Origin of the sequence: Candidatus Enterovibrio escicola (assembly GCF_002464935.1) — a bacterium.
Classification (GTDB): Bacteria; Pseudomonadota; Gammaproteobacteria; order Enterobacterales; family Vibrionaceae; genus Enterovibrio; species Enterovibrio escicola.
The window spans coordinates 64,895-85,279 of the sequence record NZ_NBYY01000011.1 but is presented as its reverse complement, the minus strand read 5'-3'; the positions used below and the strand labels follow the sequence as shown (position 1 = coordinate 85,279).

Here is a 20,385-nt window from a genome sequence, read left to right as displayed (position 1 = left end):
CTGGTGTTAAACAAAAAATAAATCTTTTCTCCTCTCAATTATTGAACTGATGACGATAGTGATAGCTTTCCATTAATCTGGATATCTAGACTTTAGAACCTATTGCATCCACTTTGTTTTCTGCTCCCTCCCCAACGAATTTCCTGAAGTAACCGCAGATCTGCATAAGCGCTTATGCAGATCTGCGGTTACTTACAATGCTCAAGTTAGTGAAGCACTGGTAAATATAAAAGCAATGAACAAAGTCATAAGATGCGGTCTGCCTATTCAGCAACAGACAAATTAAGACTATAAAAAGAGTGGGATCAGTACGTTATAGGCCTGATTTAATCAACAATACCACTTAAAGGTGAAAAACCCGTCATTGATAAACGAAATTATGGGCGAGATATTCATAAAAGTAGTAAAAACTAGTTACTATAGAAGTATCGGTATTTAGTAGAAAAGATCTTTAGGCGAATTAAACAATATCGTTTAGTTTCAATTATATATTACAAAGTGGAAAGAATTCACGTCAGTCTGAGGTCACTGGCATCTATGTTAATTTGGCTGCCGTTATATTGTTAAACGAATCTTGTACAGGGAAGATCAACAGCTCCTATTCATTGAAAAAACATTGGAGAAAATACAGGTAATAAAATGGAGCCTGACGGCTCCTTTTATCCTCTTTACGAGCCAACCCTTTTTCTTCTGACGTCAGGTACTAATCTCCCACTCCATATCAATTAATTGAGATCAAATCTTACCCCCCACAGTAAATTCATTATTACCCGTAAACTTTTGATCCATGTCCAGTGATGGTTTATCACTGCTGGGTATTCCCACCATCTTTGCTGGCACACCGGCCGCGGTCGTATGTGGTGGTACATCCATTAAAACAACAGAGCAAGCAGCAATCTTCGCACCCTCGCATACTTCGATATTGCCAAGAATTTTGGCACCCGCCCCAATCATCACACCAGTTCGTATTTTCGGGTGCCGGTCACCACTTTCTTTACCCGTTCCCCCCAAGGTAACATCCTGTAAGATTGATACATCGTCTTCTACCACAGCGGTTTCACCAATCACAATGCCAGTGGCATGATCAAGCATGATACCACAACCAATGGTCGCTGCAGGGTGAACGTCGACCTGACAGGCAACAGAAATTTGGTTTTGTAAATAAACAGCGAGTTCTCTACGTCCTTGACACCATAACCAGTTAGCAACACGGAAGCCTTGTAAGGCATGAAATCCCTTCAGATACAATAACGGAGTAGAGTAAAATTCTACGGCAGGATCACGCTCCACCGTCGCACAAATATCACAGCTTGCGGAGGAAACAATATTAATATCACCTTCATACACTTTTTCTACCACTTCTCGTACGGCCATTGCTGGCATGATGGGTGTAGCCAATTTATTGGCTAAAATATAGCTTAGGGCTTCGCCTAACGTATCATGCTTGATGATTGTGGCGTGAAAGAAACTCGCTAACATAGGCTCGCACTTAGTTTTTTCTTGCGCTTCCCGTTTGATAGTTTTCCAGACATTGTCTTGATAACATTTCTTGTCGCTAGCTTCACCAAACATCCTTTGCATTTTTATACCTATACTTTAATAAGTAAATCACACTATTTTAGTGAACATATTCCCCGTTTTACCAACTTGTGAAAACCTTATTGAGGAATTTATGTTTAAGAAAAGAAACAGTTTGAGTGTGACATAAATATCTAAACAACCAAAGAAGCCCTCGATGATAAAGTACTTTCTCGAAATAAGATAACCCGAACGCTTCATTGCACTGATTTCATTTTATTAACCTGAGCTGAGCATAAGAAATAAACTAAATGCCAAAGTCGTGATCTGATCGTTTGAAAAAAACTATTGACTGCACAAAAACTTGAGCCTGTCTAACTTAGACACTGTTTTCGTTGATGTCGACGACTTCTGCCAGACTTTCCTTTCTGCATGGGAAAAACACCTAATTTCTTCCGGTATCAAACAAAGAAACAAGTTTTCTCGCCTCTACGTTAGCGAAGTGATGACGATAGTGATAGCTTTCCATCAATCGGGGTATCGAGATTTCAAAACCTATTCCATCCACTTTGTTTGTCGCTACCTCACCACCAAATTTCCTGAATTAGTTAGCTACACGAGGATGCTCAAGCTCATGCAATGTGTTTTGGTTCTGCTTTGCTCTTACCTCACTCACCGTGAAGCTAGGCCGACAGGGATTGCCTTCGTTGATTCGTCTAAGTTACAGGTTTGTCATAACCTACTCATTCTCAGACATCAGGTTTTTAAAGGTACCGCGAAGCGATGAAAAGGAACGATGTGGTGATTATATAGCTTCAAATTATGTCTTATTATCAATGAGTAAGGTGTTTTGTCTCAGTAAAAGTGATGACGTCTAATGTGGATGATAAAAAGCCTGTGTCAGAAATGGCTAACGAGCTTTGGGGTGTTTATCTGGAGATAAAGGTTATATCTCTGATCCACTGGTGCTATCGTCAATCATACGTTTCTAACGTTTAGCTTAGTAATTGGAAACGTAAATTCGGAGGTATTTCACGCATGGATCGAACAACACTTACTTCCGCAAGTGCTAGGGCAAGCTATGATTGTTATAGGTAATGCGAGTTTTCATAAGCGTATCGATACATTAGAAGCAATTGAAACACGTGGTTGTACTTTAAAGAGGCTGCCTCCTTAAAGTCCATATCTTAACCCAATATAATATAATGGAACATAAAGGGGCAGAGATGACGTCTAGTAAGAAGGAAAGAGCGCTGTTCCATTAACGAGCTGTTTTATCAGCATGTGGATTATGCCAGTTTATTTTTATCTAGCTACAACATGTACAAAAATAGTGTCGGAGTTATTCATACCAAAAGCCCTTATGTGGTTGATGGTCATATTCGAACATTCAGTTCATCATTTATACGCGGTTCTTTCATTAAATCTAAACGGCTTATCATGTATCCTATAGGAGAAAACACGGAGGTTTTCCTGCATTTCTAAAATCCATTTTGTCACCCAACCCTTATTCAGATGTTTTCTGACGTGCCAATAGGTCTTGTGCCGCTAAATTAGCATCCTTACCTTCATAAAGTACTTGGTAGATTTGCTCAACGATCGGCATTTCAACACTAAGGCGTTTAGCCAGCATACGAACTTCTTTTGTGTTGAAATAACCTTCAACTACCTGCCCAATATTCTTTTGTACTTCATCCACACACTTACCTTGACCTAACGCTAAACCAAAGCGTCGATTTCGGGACTGGTTATCGGTACAAGTCAGAACTAAATCACCCAAACCCGCCATTCCCATGAATGTTTCACGTTCCGCACCAAGAGCGATACCAAGACGAGTGAGTTCTACCAGACCGCGAGTAATCAGAGCAGTACGTGCATTTGCTCCAAAGCCAATACCATCGGATATACCAACACCAATCGCTATAACATTTTTCACCGCACCTCCGAGTTGCATACCAACAAAATCCCTGTTGCCATATACACGAAATGTACGACTACAGTGAATTTTTTCTTGTAAATCAGCAAGAAACTCCGCATTAGGAGAAGCTACTGAAATGGCGGTTGGCATACCAGCCGCCAATTCTTTGGCAAAAGTTGGCCCGGACAATACTGCTAGTGGAACATTATTACCCAACTGCTCGCGTGCCACATCTTGCAATAAACGACCAGTTTTAGACTCTAGGCCCTTCGTGGCCCAGCACACCCGTGAATCAGCACGTAAATACTGGTGGACTTGCCCCAAGACCAAACCAAAACAATGGCTAGGTACTACAACTAAAATGTCACGAGTTGCTTTCACTGATTCTTCTAGATTAGCGCTCACGATCAGCGAGTCTGGAAAGGTGGAACTTGGCAGATATACTTTATTCGAACGATCAGTTTGCAACTGTGCCATATGCTCAGCTTTATGTCCCCACAACACCACGTTAGCTCCGTTACGAGATAGTGAAATCGCGAGAGAAGTACCGTATGAGCCCGCACCCAATACGGTCATCACAACATTGTGTTTGATATTATCTATCATTTTCGTCAACTCTATTTTTTGTAATTACTTTTCAGCGTCGTTTTTAGTTTGTGTTTGCTTTTTTAAGTAATCCATGAACAATGTGTCAAAATTAACTGGCGCTAAGTTCAATTGTGGAAAAGTACCCTTCACCACCAAGCTAGAAATAGTCTCCCGTGCATATGGGAATAGAATATTTGGGCAGAAGGCACCCAAGCAATGTGCAAGTTGAGATGATTCCATACGACCTACGGTGAAAATACCTCCTTGTTGTACTTCACATAAGAAAGCATTACAGTCGTTGTTTTTGACGGTAACAGTCAAACGTAAAACCACTTCAAAAACACCCTCACCCAATTCATGGCTATGAGTGTCTAGTTCCAAATTTACATCTGGATTCCATTCTTGTTGGAACACAGATGGAGAGTTGGGTACTTCAAAAGAAACATCTTTTAAAAAGACACGTTGAATTGTAAATTCCTGTTTTTCTGGTTGGATAGTTGCTGCTTCGACCACTATGTTTAATCCTTGTTATTTAAAACAAATTTCTTATGAAAGGAAACTAGAAATCCGTTGGGAGAGCAGCATGTAAAATATAACATCCATAATGGTTACTTCTTCTTTTTATGTCTAATTAAGGGAAGATTCGCTTCATTCCAAGAAATTAAACCATCTTTGAGAACGTTAATGCTCTCGAATCCAGCTTTCACCAACAGATTTGCACTTACGATAGACGTCCGACCTGTCTTACAAATCAAAATAATGGGCGCTGACTTGTGTTTAGTAATCTCACCAAAATTATTCGCTTTAATGTTTTCATCCAAAACGTGAAGTGCGCCTGCAATGTGACCTGCGTAAAAGGCATCTTGGCTACGGATATCAACAAACACACCGTCTTTATGGTTTACTAAAGTAGTAGCATCATTTGGTGTTACTATGGTATAGGCAGCGGTTTTCTGTTTAATGAGAGAAGAAACCAGAGCTACTATCAAACCTACCCATACTAGTGATAAAACCAAGTTATTTTGGATAAATTCAACTAATTTCTGCATAGTCCACCTCTATTTTTATGTATACACAAAAATTGGACTTCGAGTATAACCGCACTTGCTCGCAAGTACAGCATGTGCATAGGTGTCTATCTCATAGCTAATCAACAAGAAGGGAAAAGTTTGATACTCGTCACATTCATCTTCATTTGATTTATGATTCATAAAAGTCTGCCTATCATAGACTTCAATACATACACCCACTTGATTTTAAATCATAACTGCAACATTTTTGGTCTAGCATAAGAAGAGGCAGCCAAGTACCGAAATGGATAAGTTCTTCTCGGTAAAAAAATAAGCAGTAGTTGCTATGAATGGTGTTGTTTCCCAGACATCTGAACTAATCGCAATTTCTACGATTTAGATCATCATAAAGTTAAGCGGGAAATGATGATGGAAAAAACCAAGCACAAGATCAGCAACTGTAAACAATATAATCAAGTATTAGTAAACCGTAGCTCAGTGATTTTTTGGATAGACGTCGCTGCCATTAAGTAAGACATGGCATTGTCTAAAGGATCATGGCCATCGTGGCCGTGGGTTTATATTTTCGGATGCTGCGATTGAAACAGCACTGATGGTGAAAGGTATTTTTACGCTCCTACTTCATAGATTATAAGGCTATCTCAATTCAGTTTTTACGTTGATGACTGTCCCGTTGAAATCCCCTACATACACCTGTATTAGTAATTTGTTCGAAGAACGTAAAAGTTAAATACCGTTTGCCGAGTCGAGGAGAGGTCGACCACGTCGTTATTTATGATACAGGCCTAGCAAAAGTGAATGTAAAACGCGTAAACACGGTAAGGAAAAGAAAAGCGTCGTATCTGGCGCAAACTACATCTTGCCGTTGATGTATTTACTCATGAGGTTATTGCATAGCTCAGGTTAACTTTTCGTAATTACAATGCTCAAGTTAGTGAAGCGATGAACAAAGTTATAAGACTTGGTAGATCATGTATTCAATAAGGTGAATTGTTCGTTTAGTATGACTTGTAAATCAGTTGTCTATTACTACAAATATCATGTTGACTAACAGGATATGTAACTATGGTAAAATCCATTTTCTAAATGGGAATCAACTTGTTGAATACATGATAGATTCGGTATGCCTATTCGCCAGCAGACAAGTATAAGACTATAAAAATATTGGGATCAGTGCATTATAGGTCTGATTTAATCAACTAGGCCAATTAAGACTGTAAAGAAGATTGAGCTCAGTTGCATTATAGGCCTGATCTAATCAACAACGCTACTTATGAAGTGTCATCAGTTTCCAGATAGGAAAAAATACCAGATTTCAATCATTAGTAAAACTTGAAATCCCAATCTACGATATCGACAAGGTGGTCATATATCTAATAAATTGTAAGGCTCATCAGCATGGCTATCAACGTGGTAGTATAGGTGTCTTCCATGACAGAGGCTATGCTTTTAAACAGTGCTTAATTACCATGGAAAATTAGGAATATTGTACAAAATAAACTGATTGAATACATGTCACCAGTCTGAGCGAGTAGGAGTCAAATTAGAAATTTATAATGCACAATCGTGTCGTATGTCCAATAAGGATCACGCTCCCCGCTAGGTTGTAGATTTCAGATAACGGCGGGTGAAAAATAAACTTTAAAATGATCACGAATGAAGAGATTACGTTCACTCAAGAAAGGAATAATCATCGGGTTATGCTATTCATATCTGTTGAGTGATCTGTCAGCATGACTTGCAAACCAATTGTCTACTACTCTAGAGAGTATGGGTCCTAACAGGATTTATAATCTTAAAAAGATTAAATTTTTAGACGAAACCTAATTTACTGAATACACGACCCAATCTTAGGCCTAAAAATGTTTAGGGTTTAAATAACCTGCCATTTTTTAATAAAAAATGGCGTTACACCTTTGTTGAAGGATTGGTGCAACTTTCACCTACTATTCAACCAACAAAATGTAGTAAAGTTACTCAAACTAGTTTTGTATTTCTGAACTTTATAAAATCGATATAGAAAGAGGATAGTGTATGCCTGCTAAGAAACCTTTTGCACTCGTTATTTTAGACGGCTGGGGCTATCGTGAAGATAGCAGCAATAACGCCATTGCTAACGCAAAAACGCCAATTTTTGATGGTTTAATGGCTGGAACCAGCACCCTGATTTCAGCATCAGGTCTAGATGTAGGTCTTCCTGATGGTCAAATGGGTAACTCTGAGGTAGGTCACACCAACATTGGTGCAGGACGTATTGTCTATCAGGATCTGACACGTATTACCAAAGCGATCGCTGATGGTGAATTCTTTGATAATTCCGCACTGACTGGTGCTATCGACAAGGCCGCTAAATCAGGTAAAGCAGTTCACATCATGGGTCTGGTATCAGTAGGAGGTGTTCACAGCCATGAAGACCACATTGCAGCAGCAGTTGAAATGGCTGTTCGTCGCGGGGCTGAAAATGTTTACCTTCACTGCTTCCTAGACGGTCGTGATACAGCACCACGAAGTGCGAATAACTCGCTAGCACGCTTCGACGAATTATTCACGACACTGGGGAGAGGTCGTATAGCGACTCTTATCGGTCGTTACTATGCGATGGATCGTGACAACAATTGGGATCGCGTGGAAAAAGCTTACAGTCTTCTAACCGAAGCAAAAGGTGTATTTACCTATGCATCTTCAATTGACGCACTGGAAGCAGCATATTCTCGGAACGAGAATGACGAATTCATTCAGGCGTCTGAAATCCGCGCTAAAGGTCAACCCAGTGCCTCTATCGATAATGGCGACAGTCTGATTTTTATGAATTTTCGAGCTGACCGAGCACGTGAGATTTCACGTTCATTCCTACCTACATTTAACCATTTTAAGCGTGAAAAAGTAATAGAACTAGCTGAGTTCGTGACACTGACCAAATATGCATCAGATATAAATTCGACCTGTGCTTATCCCTCAGATAACCTAGTCAATACCTTTGGTGAGTGGTTGTCTAAACAAGGTCAAACCCAGTTGCGTATTTCTGAAACTGAAAAATACGCACATGTCACCTTTTTCTTCAATGGAGGTATTGAAGAAAAGTTTAAAGGCGAAGAACGTACTTTGATTGCATCACCAAAAGTTGCAACCTATGACTTACAGCCTGAAATGAATTCTAAAGAACTGACCGACAAGCTGATTGCTGCGATTAAAAGCGGCGACTTCGACCAAATAATTTGTAATTATCCGAATGGTGATATGGTTGGCCACACAGGTGTTTACACTGCAACAGTGAAGGCGTGTGAAGCAGTAGATCTCTGTCTCGCACGTGTTGTTGAAGCAATCAAAGAAGTTGATGGCCAACTACTTATCACTGCTGATCACGGTAACGCAGAAATGATGATAAACCCGACGACAGGTAGTATCCACACTGCACACACTAACCTGCTAGTTCCACTTATCTACGTTGGTAGCAAGAACTTAGAGTTGATTAAAGGCGGTAGACTGTCTGACTTAGCACCAACCATACTGGCACTAACAGAGACATCTATCCCATCAGAGATGACTGGGAAGCGGCTGTTCAATCTTAAATAAACCCCTATGCAGGAGTTTATTAAACGCTTATCCACTAAAGTTCGTGACAGTGTCCTCTGTACGGGTGGTCTGCTATACCTGCTACACAGTCCATTATCGTTTACCAGCAACGAACAATTATCCAACATAAAAAACAATATTTCCCGTCAAGAACAACAACTTAATACCCTTCAAACCCATCTAAAAAAACAAGAGCAATCGATCAGTTCATTTGCAACGAAAATTCATAACACATCTGCTACGCTCAAACTACTTGAAACCGATATCGTATCACTGAACCGTGAAAGTCAGCATTTAAAACAACTAAGACTAGGTCAGATTAAGTTACTCAAAAAACTCCTCAACAACCAGTATAGGCAAGGTAAGCATAGTCAACTTAACACCTTTCTGAGTGAAGAGAATAGCAGTGTTATTGACCGCATGACGGTTTATGCAAAATACCTTTCGAAAGCACGCACTCACGCCATCAATACTTTGTCAACCACAGATACGGAACTCGAACTAAAGTATCATATGCTTGCAGAGCAAACGAGAAAACAAACTGTCCTACTTAGTGTTCTAACATCAGTTCAAACAAAACTGAAAAAGGAACAGGGTACACAACAAAAAACAGTCAACGCTATTCAATATCAAATACGCAGTAATAAAGGTTACCTGTCTGAATTGCGTAATAATGAAAGTCGTTTCAAGATTGAGCTTGAAGAAGCCACAAAAAAGACCCATATCTCAGTGGGAAAAGCCCACATCAAAATGGAAGGTCTCGGTAAATACAAAGGCCATTTATCTTCTCCGGTGAAGGGCAAAGTACTACATAGTTTTGGTAGTGTGCAAACTGGTAAACTTCTCTGGAGTGGCATCGTTATATCTGCCAAAAAAGGTGCCGAAGTCAATGCAGCTCATGATGGTACCGTTGTACTTTCAAATTGGCTGCGTGGTTATGGTTTAATGGTCGTAATTGACCATGGAAAAGGCGACATGAGTTCCTACGGCTATAATCAAGCCCTGCTTAAAAAAGTGGGAGATACTGTGAAGGCTGGCGATGCCATCGCCCTTGTAGGGAATAGCGGTGGACAAACCAACACTGGTCTTTATTTTGAAATACGCCGAAAAGGTAATGCCACTAATCCCAGCCCTTGGTTAGTCAGGTAAACGCAGAGTCTCACATCCTTAAAGTTTTATAATTAATCTGAACTACGGATAATAAATGAACTAAATGCCAAAGTCGCAATCTGATTATTTGAAAAAAAACTATTGACTGCATAAGGACTTGGGCATGAATAACTGAGATGTTGTTTTTGTCAAAGTCGATGATTTCTGCTCGATTTTCCACCTTGCATAGGAAAAACACCTAATTTCTTTCGGTATTAAAGAAATAAACCTTCTCGCCTCTCAATTCGCGAAGTAATGATGATAGTGATAGCTTTCCATCAATCTGGGTATCGAGACTTTAAAACTTATTACATCTACTTTATTTACCGCTACTTCACCAACAAATTCCCTAAATTAGTCAGTTACACGCGAATGCTCAGGCTCATGCAAAGTGTTCTGATTCTACTTTGCTCTTACTTCACTCACTGTCAGGCAAGGCTGACAGGAATTGCCTTAGTTGATTCGTCCACGCTACAGGTTTATTACAACCTCCACATTCTCAGATATCAGGTTTTTAAAGGTACCGAGAAGTGAAGAAAAGGAACGATGGGGTGGTTATACGGCTTCAAATTACACCTCATTATCAATGACCAAGGTGGCATTATCTCAGTCAAAGTGATGATGGTTAACGTGGGGATGACAGAAAGCCCATATCGGAAATGGTTGATGAGCTTTGGGGGTGTTTATACGGAGACAAAGGTTATATCTCTAGTCCATTGGAGCGGGAACTTGCAGACAAGAGAGTAAGATTGATAATCTGTGTACAAAAAAATATGAAACTAAAAGTGATGAAAATTTGGGACTGTCTGATCTTTCGGAAACGATTTATTATTGAAACCGTTTTTAACCAACTAAAAAATATATCCCAAATCAAGCATTCTCGGCACCGTAGTTGTATCAGCTTTATGGTCAAGTTGCTGGCGGGGTTCATCGCGTATTCATTTCAACCAAAAAAACGGAGCATCAAAATGACTAGGTTTGATAAGCAAGCGCTTATGCAGATCTGAGGTCAACTAATGCAGGATCGCCCGTCAGCCATTAGTGGCTTTGTTATTTTGTTGCTGCTTATAAATAGCAAGTAGGAAAGCTCTATCGTGGGCGTTGTTTCCCAAATATCTGAACTAATCGCAATTCCTACGATCAGATCAGCAACTGAAAACAATATAATCAAGCATTAGTAAACCAGAGGTTCAATCATTTTTTGAATAGACGTCACTGCTATTAAGGTATGGCATTGTCTAAAACATCACGGTCATCGTAGACGGAGGTTTATATTTTCTGATATCGCGATTAAAACGGCATTGATGGTGAAAGGTATTGTCAAGCTCACACTTCGTGTGATTATGCTACTTTCTCAATTCGGTTTTTACGTTGATGAACGTCCCTCTAAAATCCCCTGCATACACTTGCATTAGTAATGCGTTCGAAGAACGTAGAAGTTAAGTACCGTTTGCCGAATCGAGGAGTTGTCGCCCACGTCGTTATGGATGCCTCAGGCCTAAAGATATACGCTGAAGCTGAATGGACAACACGTAAACACGGTAAGGAGAAGTGACGTATCTGGCGCAAACGTTATCTTGCCGTTGGTGTGTCTACTCATGCGGTTATCGCTGCAAAAGTTAGCGAAGTTTCTAGAGCTATAGTGATTTCTGGTGTATGAGTAGGAAAGAATGAGGTATAACCTATTGATTTATCTCTCCCAATCAACAACTAACAAGGAATACACCGCATGGATAATAGTCATAATGTTACAGAGTTTTATAAACTAGAAACCCGTTTAATGAACTGCTGAAACAAGGCACATCAATTGTTAGTTCAAGCTATAGAAGCAGAGGTTCAATCATTGCTCGATAATTTTATATCACTCCAAGCTAATTGAAAGCAGGGAGTGATTCGCAATGGCCATTTGCCTGAACAGCACCTATAAACTAGGCTTGGCGACATTACCAGCAAAGTCCCAAAGGTTCGAGATAGAACAGGGAGAGGGATCAAGTTCAACAGCACACTGGTTTCGCTTTATTTTAGGCGAACCAAAAACATAGAAGAGCTTATCCCTTGGCTCTATTTGCGTGGGATCTCCATGGGTGATATGCCATCAGCCCTGGAATCGTTCTTAGGTAAGCAAGCCAAGGGGTTGTCAGTAAACAGTGTTTCTCGATTTAAGCAGCAGTGGGAAGCAGAAGACGACCAGTGGCGTAAGTGTGACCTAAGTAAACGGCGGTATATCTACATCTGAGCCGATGGTGTTTACAGCAAAGTTCGGATGGATGATAAGCTTTGCCTGCTTGTTGTCATCGGCGTTGATGATGTCAGCCGTAGGTAAGTGCTAGCCGTTGTCGATGAGTACAGGGAGTCAGAAGTCAGTTGGCTTGAAGTTCTATCACAGCTAATATCCAAAGGTATCAGTATCTCTCCTGAACGCGCCATTAGTGATGGCGCGTTCAGTTTTTATAATGCAGCGAGAAAGCATTGGCCAACAACGCGTCATCAGCGCGGTTGGGTACACAAAACGGCCAATGTATTAAAGAAAGTCCCAAAATCTGTTCAATCAAGAATAAAAGAAATGCTCTACACTATCTGGATGGCGAAGATACAACAAGAGGCACATAAACCCTTCAGACAGTTCGAAACACGATATGGTGTTAAATATCCCAAAGCAGCGGAGCTCCTGACGAAAGACAAAGTGGAGATGCAGGCATTTTACGATTGCCACGCCGATCACTGGACACATATTAGAACGACAAACCTTAGAACGACAAACCACATTGAATAAATGTTTACAACGGTGAGGTTAAGAACGAACAAAACTAAAAATTATGGAAGCCGAAAAACGACACTGTCAATGACCTGCAAACTGATGCGAACCGCTGAGGTTAACTGACGTAGCCTGCGAGGCTTTAAATTTCTCACGCATATCATCAAAGGCGTGAAATTTAGAGATGGCATTCGTGAAACAAACGTCAATCATCAGGATACTGTTCTGGATCTGGAAGATGTACACCTAGTTTAACTATAGCTCTAGTTTCTGTTGGTTACAATAAGATTTCACCTACATTGTTTAACCCTTCACGACGAAAGATACAGCAAGTCAGTGCTGATGAAGCCTATGATACAAAAGCATACCACCCTGTACTAAAAAACCAAGAAATATCGCCCAGTATTCCACCTCGAAGCAACGTGTGGTATGGGAGAAATGGCATCCTAGAAATAGAGTTGTAAAGGTATTAAAAGAAGATAAATTGGTGGAATGAAAAAGAACAGGGATTATCACAAATACTCATTAGCAGAGACAGCAATGTTTCGATATAAATAGTTACTTAGACCTAAACGCACTCTTCGTGATTAAAATGATCAATTTGGTGAAGCACTCGCAAATATAAAAGCAATGAATAAAGTTCATAGGACTCGGTATGCCTGTTCGCCAGCAGACAAAGTAAGACTGTAAAGAATATTGGGATCAGTGCGTTATAGGCCTGATTTAATCAACAATGCTATCTATAACCTATAACAACAGATTCATCACTTAATATTGCCCTAATCCTTCCTTTTTCATCACTTAGATATCCGATAAAATCCCTTGGATGACCCTCAGAAACAGAAGGAATAGTTGTCCCTCTATTAGAACAGGAGCCCTTCCAATCAAATTAAACAACAATTACTTCTGCCAATCTAAAATTACTTTACCTGACATTCCAGAGCACATAACATCAAAACCTTTCTGAAAATCAGCCACATTATAATGATGAGTAATGATGGGATTTAAGTCCAAACCAGATTGGAGTAAGCCTACCATCTGATACCAAGTATCAAACATTTCACGACCATAGATACCTTTAATAACCAAACCTTTGAAAATAACTTGGTTCCAATCAATGCCCATATCTGATGGAGGAATACCTAGTAGCGCAATATGACCACCATAATTCATGGTTTTCAACATCAAGTCAAACGCCGATGGATTACCCGACATTTCTAACCCAACATCGAAACCTTCTTTCATACCGAGATTAGCCATGACATCTTCCAGCTTCTCTCTCACTACATTTACAGCACGAGTCACACCCATTTTACTAGCCAGATCTAGACGGTATTCATTAACATCTGTAATAACCACATAACGTGCACCAACGTGTTTTGCCACAGCAGAAGCCATAATTCCGATAGGACCGGCACCAGTGATCAATACGTCCTTACTCACAAGAGGAAACGATAAAGCTGTGTGTACAGCATTGCCAAATGGGTCAAGAATAGATGCTAAATCATCAGAGATATCATCTGGGATCTTGAAGGCGTTGAATGCTGGAATAACTATATATTCAGCGAATGAACCTTCTCGGTTGACACCAACACCTGTGGTGTTACGACAGAAGTGTATACGGCCAGTACGGCAGTTACGACAATGGCCACAGGTAATGTGGCCTTCGCCAGACACACGGTCACCAAAGGTAAATCCTCTAACTTCTTGACCTATGCCAACCACTTCACCCACATACTCGTGACCTATAACCATAGGTATAGGGATGGTTTTTTGTGACCACTCATCCCAGTTGTAGATGTGAATATCAGTGCCACAAATCGCAGTTTTACGAATTTTAATCCGCAGGTCATTGTGACCCTGTTTGGGTAACTCAACCTCAGTCATCCAAATACCAAGTTCAGTTTTCAGTTTTGCCAATGCTTTCATTTTATAAGGAAATACACTCATCATTATTACCTTATCAATCCCATGTCCTTCCCTACATTTATAAAGGCATCAATCGCGCTATTTAGCTGTTCCCTACAGTGTACTGCTGACATTTGGATACGAATACGCGCCTGACCTTTCGGTACAACAGGGAAAGAGAAATTCACCACATAAATCCCTTCTTTCAACATGCGTTCCGCAAAATCAGCACTTACTTTATCATCGCCAAGTATGACTGGAATAATGGGATGATTAGCACCCTCTAAGGTAAAACCAGCTTCACTCATACGCGCTCGGAAGTGATTCACATTATCCCAAAGCTTGGCACGCAGAACCGTGGTGTTAGCAAGTAAATCAATCACACTAAGAGATGCAGATACAATCGAGGGTGACAGTGAGTTTGAGAATAAATAAGGGCGAGAGCGCTGTCTCAACCAGTCAATGACTTCTTTCTTTCCTGATGTATAGCCACCAGATGAACCTCCAAGCGCTTTACCCAAGGTACCTGTGATGATATCAATACGGTCAATTACATCATGATACTCATGTGTACCACGACCATTATCCCCCATCACGCCAACAGCATGAGAGTCATCGATCATTACCAGCGCACCGTACTTATCAGCTAAATCACAGATAGCAGGTAGGTTCACTATCACGCCATTCATCGAAAAGACACCATCTGTCACAATCAACATATTACGAGCATTAGCACCCTTCGCTACTGTCAGTTGTTGCTCCAAGTCTTCCATGTTATTATTGGAATATAGAAATCGCATAGATTTACATAAACGTATACCGTCAATGATAGAAGCATGGTTCATCGCATCAGAGATAATGGCATCTTCTACATCAAAAATAGTTTCAAATAACCCTATATTTGCATCAAAACATGAGGTATAGAGAATTGCATCTTCCATACCTAAAAACTCGGCTAATTTTTCCTCAAGTAACTTGTGTCTGTCTTGTGTGCCACAAATAAAGCGCACAGATGCCATACCAAAACCACGATCTTCCATCCCTTTTGTGGCCGCTTCAATCAATGTTGGGTTATTCGCCAATCCCAGATAGTTATTGGAACAAAAATTCAGTACTTCATTGCTAGTTCTCACTGAGATACATGCTTTTTGAGCAGACGTGATCACGCGTTCATTTTTATAAAGGCCAACAGCTTTTAGCTTTTCAAGCTGTTGGTTAATTTGCTGGTAAAAATCCGCAGACATAACTCACTCCATCAAAAGTAAATAGGAACATGTCAGTAATTATTATTGCTAATATTGGTATTAGGTACGCGGCAACATCAACTCCTCTTTGAGGCAACGGTTGTTATACATCCTAGAAACAGAAACTTCTATTTAGAAAATAGTAATACCGTATGGCATATTAGGAAGTTAATGATATTATTCTAAATAAAGGTTCATTTATCAAGATGGTACATCTTATCTTGCAGTGGATCAGATTACGGTATTGGTCATTTAACAATTGATACATCACGGTAAAAATGACATTGATTTGTGGCACTTACGAACTATGTAGGAGACCGAGTTGAAATCTACTAGATTTGCACATTTCCAATTCTTCACGCAGGAGTCCATCGACTGAAAAGTGGTATTAAGGCATATCAATAAACGTTATTGTATTGCTCAGAAGCTTCTGGCTGAAAGCCACCTTGATATCGAGCAGTATTAATAAAACAGATTGTGTCTAATATATTTTTCTTCTATAAAAAGGGGTAAAAAATTTATTGAGTGAATCCTAAGATTAACATCAAAGTTATTGATGGTGATACTCTGATCACCCTCCTAATTAAATAGTGCTTACACAGAATTGTCACGCGTTTTCATGGTTAAACTGCTATCCTAGAGGCAAAAGTACAAATGCAAATGCTACCATGACCACTACTCTGGTGATGGCGAGGTCTCTCATTATCAGGTGTTAGGTAAAAATATGATTATAGTCACTGGTGGTGCCGGCATGATCGGTAGCAATCTAGTTCAAACCCTCAACAAAAGAGGATACAAAGATATTCTTGTCGTCGATAACCTAAAAGATGGTACTAAGTTCGTTAATCTAGTAGATCTAGATATTTCTGATTACATGGACAAAGAAGATTTTATCGCAAAAATTATAAAAGGTGATGAATTCGGCTCTATTGAAGCTGTTTTCCACGAAGGGGCATGCTCTACCACCACAGAGTGGAATGGAAAATACATGATGCACAATAACTATGAGTACTCTAAAAATCTGCTGCATTACTGCCTTAAGCGTCACATACCCTTCCTTTATGCTTCATCTGCCGCAACCTACGGCAATCGTAACTATGACTTCATTGAGGAACAGAAATACGAAGGGGCATTAAACATTTACGGTTACTCTAAGCAGTTATTCGATAACTACGTACGACGTTTATGGGCGGTAGCTAACGCGCAGGGTAAAACTCTATCTCAAGTCACTGGGTTTCGTTACTTCAACGTGTATGGTCCGCGCGAAAACCACAAGGGTAAAATGGCGTCTATGGCATTCCAACTGAACAACCAAATTAAAGACGGTCATAACCCTAAATTGTTCAAGGGCAGTGACACATTTAGACGCGATTTCGTTTATGTTGGTGATGTCTGCAAGATGAATATCTGGTTCTGGCAAAATAATAAATCCAATATTTTTAACTGTGGCACTGGACGCGCAGAGCCATTCCTCGCTGTCGCTCAAGCCGTTATCAAATACCACGGGAAAGGTGAGGTGAAAGAAATCCAATTTCCTGAATACCTGAAAGACTACTATCAAATCTTCACCCAAGCCAACCTCACTAAAGTGCGCACCGCAGGTTATAACGATACATTTAAGACAGTTTCGGAAGGTGTGGCCGAATACATGACCATTCTAAATAAATAATCAGCTGAAAAACTAGTCTCAGCTTATTTTTTATATTGCACCTGATTTATCTGTAGTTCTGACTTTATGGACCATAATTTAAATACAAATTTCTATCGGCCAACATTTAAGTTGGCATTTCTCCATCCTCGTTATTGGGGAACATGGTCAGGTATACTACTTGTGGTAATACTCGCATTCGTCCCATTTCATTTTCGTGATAAACTAGCTGAACTCATCGCTAAACGAATGGTAAGAATGAATAATCCCGCTAAGCATCGGGCGGTGATCAACCTTCAGCAATGTTTTCCAGGAAAAACCGATGATGAACGCTTCGCTATCCTTGAACAAAGCTATATTAATGCAGGATGCATTTTGCTTGCATTTGCCACCATTATGATGCGAAGTAAACGCTACTTAAAAAAACGGACTCTGTTTTTTAATGAAAAAATTATCACGAAGCTAATTGATAACGGAGAAAGAGTCATCTTACTCGTACCGCATACTTGGGCGATGGAATACCCTGCAGTCCAGCTTGCTTCTCGTAATTTACCTGTGGCTGCTATGGTAAAAAAACAATCTAACCTAGTGGTAGATTGGTTGATGAATACGCAACGTCTGAAATACGGTGGCCGTACCCATGAGCGTTCAGATGGCGTGAAGCCATTTATTAAATCCGTACGAGAAGGCTATCTTGGCTATTATCTCCCCGACGAAGATCATGGACCCGAACACAGTGTGTTTGTACCTTTTTTTGCCACTGAGAAAGCTACGTTATCAGGTTTGGGTAAATTAGCAAGGCTATGTAAGGCAAAGATTGTACCATTAATGCCAGTATATAACCGAAAAACGGGGAACTATGAGGTTATCGTACAACCTGCTCTCGCCCCCTTCCCTTCTGATAGCGACAAAACAGATGCACGCATGATGAACGAATGTATCGAACAATTTTTGGGAAACGACCTTGGGCAATACATGTGGATCATGAATTTTCTCCGCTCCCAATCAGATGGTAACCAGCTTTATTGAAAGGCACTGACAATGAACATTTTGATGGCACTATCACAACTTGAAGTGACAGGTGCTGAAGTTTACGCGACCACGGTCGGTAATGAGCTAACCAAACGTGGACACCATGTCTTTTACGTATCAGACACGTTTACAAAGCCACATTATGGGCTTTCCTTTTCACTACTCTTTAATAAAAGGAGCATTCCACATCGCTTTTGGCACATAGCATATCTTATTTTTTTAATAAAAAGGCACAAGGTCCAGATCGTGCATGCACATTCTCGCGCTTCCAGTTGGAGTTGCCATATCGCCTGTAAAATCACGGGTACACCTATGGTGACCACAATTCATGGGCGTCAGCCTGTTCATTCTTCACGGAAGAAATTTCATGCCATGGGCAATAAAGCAATGCCTGTATGTGAGGCCATCTATCATCAACTTATTGACGATCTAAATGTGCCAGCTGAAACACTAGAAATAAGCCGTAATGGTATAGATACCAGTAACTATCAGTGGGTAAACGCACCAAGAAATATACGTAAAGTCATTACCATAATAGGACGGCTCAGCGGTCCAAAAGGCGATATCTGTTACCGTCTTCTAGACGAGTGTATTGATTTTGAAAAATACGTTGTAAATATCATCACGGGAACCATAGCGGATACACGCTTTGATAAATTCAAAAATAAAGTAAACTTTTTTGGCTACGTAGAAGACATGCCAGCCATGCTGGCAAGTGCTGATTTGGTGATTGGTGCAGGACGTGTAGCAATGGAGTCTATACTGTGTGGCCGTCCAACACTCGCAATTGGTGAAGCCCTTAATATTGGTCTGGTGACACCTGCTAATATCACACACGCAATGACCACGAACTTCGGTGACATCAGTAATGAAGACCGCGCTATTAATTTCTCCGAGATCCCAGCTCAAATTAATATGGCTCTTTCAACTGCCCACTGCAACGAGTCAGCGACAGAAAAAGTAAGACAAAACTACGATTTGCAGAATATTGTTTCACACATCGAAGACATCTACCAATCAGTTTATATTCACACCAAGCAACGAGAAATACCAGTATTAATGTACCACCGATTTATCGATAAAGATATCGATAAAGGCACAATCGGACCTTACCTTGATATCAAGATGTTTGAAAAACATCTCAAACTTCTAAAACGATTAAACTTCGAAACGCTAACATTTTCTGATCTAAAAGGAAAAGGCATGATTTTGCGTCTCGAAGCGGGCAGGCGTTACTGCATAATAACTGTCGATGACGGCTTCAAAGACAGTCATACCTTAATGCTACCTCTATTAAAGAAACACAACTTTAAAGTTGTGTTATATGTAGTAACAGGAGTAGACTTTAACAAGTGGGATGTTAATCACCCCAATACGCCGGAAAAACGTTTCGAACTCATAACTGCTCAAGAAATAAAAGACATGGCTAATTCAGGATATATCGAATTCGGGGGTCACACCCTAACCCACCCATACCTAGATACGCTTTCACTCGACGAACAACATCGTGAAATAGCCGAAAATAAAAAAGAACTAGAGGCATTGCTAGGTCAACCTGTGCTGTCCTTTGCTTATCCTTACGGAAATTGGAATGAGGACAGTAAAAGACTGGCTAAAGAACTCGGTTATGATTTTGCTGTTGCAACAAACAGCGGGCCACTAGCGCTTCATGAAGACCCGTATTTAATCCGGCGTATTGGGGTATTTTCTGGAACTGATGTATTGTCCTTTGCCCGTAAAATTACAGGTGGTTATTTGTTTAGGAAGAGAAAATGAAAATGCGATTATTCGTATTTCCTCAACCCTTCGTCAATACTTCAATATTACTAGTTCCTGCATTGCTTCTATCAACACCTAATTTTAGTGTTGCGGTAATTGCCTGCTTATTCTTATATTCTTTATATTACTGCGTAAAATATAGTGGTTCTTTATATATCACTCGATTCGATTGGATAGTTATTTTTTGTTTAACATCATATACCCTAGCAAATATTCCGAATGTCATAATAGACGGAGGTAAC

General features: G+C 40.2%; 13 protein-coding genes and 5 pseudogenes. 12 read left to right on the top strand and 6 right to left on the bottom strand.

What is annotated here, in order from left to right; all coding sequences use genetic code 11:
* Positions 1 to 735: 735 nt before the first annotated feature.
* Entirely contained in the window at positions 736 to 1,581 is an 846-nt protein-coding gene (gene cysE, locus BTN49_RS04500) for a serine O-acetyltransferase (protein ID WP_097356188.1), read from the bottom strand.
* A gap of 307 nt (positions 1,582 to 1,888) precedes the next feature.
* Between cysE and BTN49_RS04495 the strand changes: the two are divergent.
* Together BTN49_RS04495 and BTN49_RS20385 are read left to right on the top strand one after the other, a co-directional pair.
* Positions 1,889 to 2,483 (top strand): annotated as a pseudogene (locus BTN49_RS04495) (transposase); the annotation flags it as partial.
* Between the two features lie 5 nt (positions 2,484 to 2,488).
* The gene (locus BTN49_RS20385; protein ID WP_146679129.1) at positions 2,489 to 2,695 is read left to right on the top strand and encodes a transposase; all 207 of its coding nucleotides are present in this window, start codon (positions 2,489 to 2,491) and stop codon (positions 2,693 to 2,695) included.
* Between the two features lie 330 nt (positions 2,696 to 3,025).
* On the opposite strand, the gene gpsA is transcribed toward BTN49_RS20385, so the two are convergent.
* The 3 genes from gpsA to BTN49_RS04480 all read right to left on the bottom strand — a co-directional run bounded on the left by gpsA (position 3,026) and on the right by BTN49_RS04480 (position 5,073).
* Positions 3,026 to 4,042 carry an NAD(P)H-dependent glycerol-3-phosphate dehydrogenase gene (gene gpsA, locus BTN49_RS04490; RefSeq protein ID WP_097356186.1) on the bottom strand — a complete coding sequence of 339 codons (1,017 nt, stop codon included), beginning with the start codon at positions 4,040 to 4,042 and terminating at the stop codon, positions 3,026 to 3,028.
* 24 nt (positions 4,043 to 4,066) lie between these two features.
* On the bottom strand, positions 4,067 to 4,537 hold the full coding sequence (gene secB / locus BTN49_RS04485; RefSeq protein WP_097356185.1) for a protein-export chaperone SecB: 471 nt from the start codon (positions 4,535 to 4,537) through the stop codon (positions 4,067 to 4,069).
* Between the two features lie 95 nt (positions 4,538 to 4,632).
* Entirely contained in the window at positions 4,633 to 5,073 is a 441-nt protein-coding gene (locus BTN49_RS04480; protein ID WP_097356184.1) for a rhodanese-like domain-containing protein, read from the bottom strand.
* Between the two features lie 390 nt (positions 5,074 to 5,463).
* Here BTN49_RS04480 and BTN49_RS17395 point away from each other — a divergent pair.
* The 7 genes and pseudogenes from BTN49_RS17395 to BTN49_RS13845 all read left to right on the top strand — a co-directional run.
* Positions 5,464 to 5,949, top strand: a pseudogene (locus BTN49_RS17395) (transposase); the annotation flags it as partial.
* A 1,140-nt stretch (positions 5,950 to 7,089) separates the two neighbouring features.
* On the top strand, positions 7,090 to 8,628 hold the full coding sequence (gene gpmM / locus BTN49_RS04475; RefSeq protein WP_097356183.1) for a 2,3-bisphosphoglycerate-independent phosphoglycerate mutase: 1,539 nt from the start codon (positions 7,090 to 7,092) through the stop codon (positions 8,626 to 8,628).
* A gap of 6 nt (positions 8,629 to 8,634) precedes the next feature.
* Positions 8,635 to 9,777, top strand: coding sequence for a peptidoglycan DD-metalloendopeptidase family protein (locus tag BTN49_RS04470; RefSeq protein WP_097356182.1), 1,143 nt, complete (start codon positions 8,635 to 8,637; stop codon positions 9,775 to 9,777).
* Between the two features lie 172 nt (positions 9,778 to 9,949).
* A pseudogene (locus BTN49_RS21955) lies at positions 9,950 to 10,784 on the top strand (IS982 family transposase).
* 149 nt (positions 10,785 to 10,933) lie between these two features.
* Positions 10,934 to 11,410, top strand: a pseudogene (locus tag BTN49_RS17390) (transposase); the annotation flags it as partial.
* 152 nt (positions 11,411 to 11,562) lie between these two features.
* Positions 11,563 to 12,787: pseudogene (locus tag BTN49_RS19650) on the top strand (IS256 family transposase).
* A gap of 44 nt (positions 12,788 to 12,831) precedes the next feature.
* Positions 12,832 to 12,996, top strand: coding sequence for a hypothetical protein (locus tag BTN49_RS13845; protein WP_158523613.1), 165 nt, complete (start codon positions 12,832 to 12,834; stop codon positions 12,994 to 12,996).
* Positions 12,997 to 13,432: 436 nt separating this feature from the next.
* Here BTN49_RS13845 and tdh read toward each other — a convergent pair whose 3' ends face one another.
* Together tdh and BTN49_RS04450 are read right to left on the bottom strand one after the other, a co-directional pair.
* Complete coding sequence (gene tdh, locus BTN49_RS04455) at positions 13,433 to 14,482, bottom strand: L-threonine 3-dehydrogenase (protein WP_097356299.1); 1,050 nt, start codon at positions 14,480 to 14,482, stop codon at positions 13,433 to 13,435.
* Positions 14,483 to 14,487: 5 nt separating this feature from the next.
* Complete coding sequence (locus BTN49_RS04450) at positions 14,488 to 15,684, bottom strand: glycine C-acetyltransferase (RefSeq protein ID WP_097356181.1); 1,197 nt, start codon at positions 15,682 to 15,684, stop codon at positions 14,488 to 14,490.
* 724 nt (positions 15,685 to 16,408) lie between these two features.
* Between BTN49_RS04450 and rfaD the strand changes: the two genes are divergently transcribed.
* The 3 genes from rfaD (at position 16,409) to BTN49_RS04435 (ending at position 20,140) form a co-directional block, all read left to right on the top strand.
* Positions 16,409 to 17,353, top strand: coding sequence for an ADP-glyceromanno-heptose 6-epimerase (rfaD, locus tag BTN49_RS04445; RefSeq protein ID WP_097356180.1), 945 nt, complete (start codon positions 16,409 to 16,411; stop codon positions 17,351 to 17,353).
* A 66-nt stretch (positions 17,354 to 17,419) separates the two neighbouring features.
* The gene (gene lpxM, locus BTN49_RS04440; protein WP_097356179.1) at positions 17,420 to 18,361 is read left to right on the top strand and encodes a lauroyl-Kdo(2)-lipid IV(A) myristoyltransferase; all 942 of its coding nucleotides are present in this window, start codon (positions 17,420 to 17,422) and stop codon (positions 18,359 to 18,361) included.
* A 12-nt stretch (positions 18,362 to 18,373) separates the two neighbouring features.
* A complete protein-coding gene (locus BTN49_RS04435) occupies positions 18,374 to 20,140 on the top strand; it encodes a polysaccharide deacetylase family protein (protein WP_097356178.1) in 1,767 nt (588 codons plus the stop codon).
* Positions 20,141 to 20,385: the final 245 nt, after the last annotated feature.

What these genes read in the sequence shown, in the direction of transcription:
- BTN49_RS04450 (WP_097356181.1), bottom strand. Translation starts at nt 15,684, where the DNA reads ATGTCTGCGGATTTTTACCAGCAAATTAACCAACAGCTTGAAAAGCTA.
- lpxM (WP_097356179.1), top strand. Translation starts at nt 17,420, where the DNA reads ATGGACCATAATTTAAATACAAATTTCTATCGGCCAACATTTAAGTTG.
- BTN49_RS04470 (WP_097356182.1), top strand. Translation starts at nt 8,635, where the DNA reads ATGCAGGAGTTTATTAAACGCTTATCCACTAAAGTTCGTGACAGTGTC.
- rfaD (WP_097356180.1), top strand. Translation starts at nt 16,409, where the DNA reads ATGATTATAGTCACTGGTGGTGCCGGCATGATCGGTAGCAATCTAGTT.
- BTN49_RS04480 (WP_097356184.1), bottom strand. Translation starts at nt 5,073, where the DNA reads ATGCAGAAATTAGTTGAATTTATCCAAAATAACTTGGTTTTATCACTA.
- gpsA (WP_097356186.1), bottom strand. Translation starts at nt 4,042, where the DNA reads ATGATAGATAATATCAAACACAATGTTGTGATGACCGTATTGGGTGCG.
- cysE (WP_097356188.1), bottom strand. Translation starts at nt 1,581, where the DNA reads ATGCAAAGGATGTTTGGTGAAGCTAGCGACAAGAAATGTTATCAAGAC.
- BTN49_RS04435 (WP_097356178.1), top strand. Translation starts at nt 18,374, where the DNA reads ATGAACATTTTGATGGCACTATCACAACTTGAAGTGACAGGTGCTGAA.
- tdh (WP_097356299.1), bottom strand. Translation starts at nt 14,482, where the DNA reads ATGAGTGTATTTCCTTATAAAATGAAAGCATTGGCAAAACTGAAAACT.
- gpmM (WP_097356183.1), top strand. Translation starts at nt 7,090, where the DNA reads ATGCCTGCTAAGAAACCTTTTGCACTCGTTATTTTAGACGGCTGGGGC.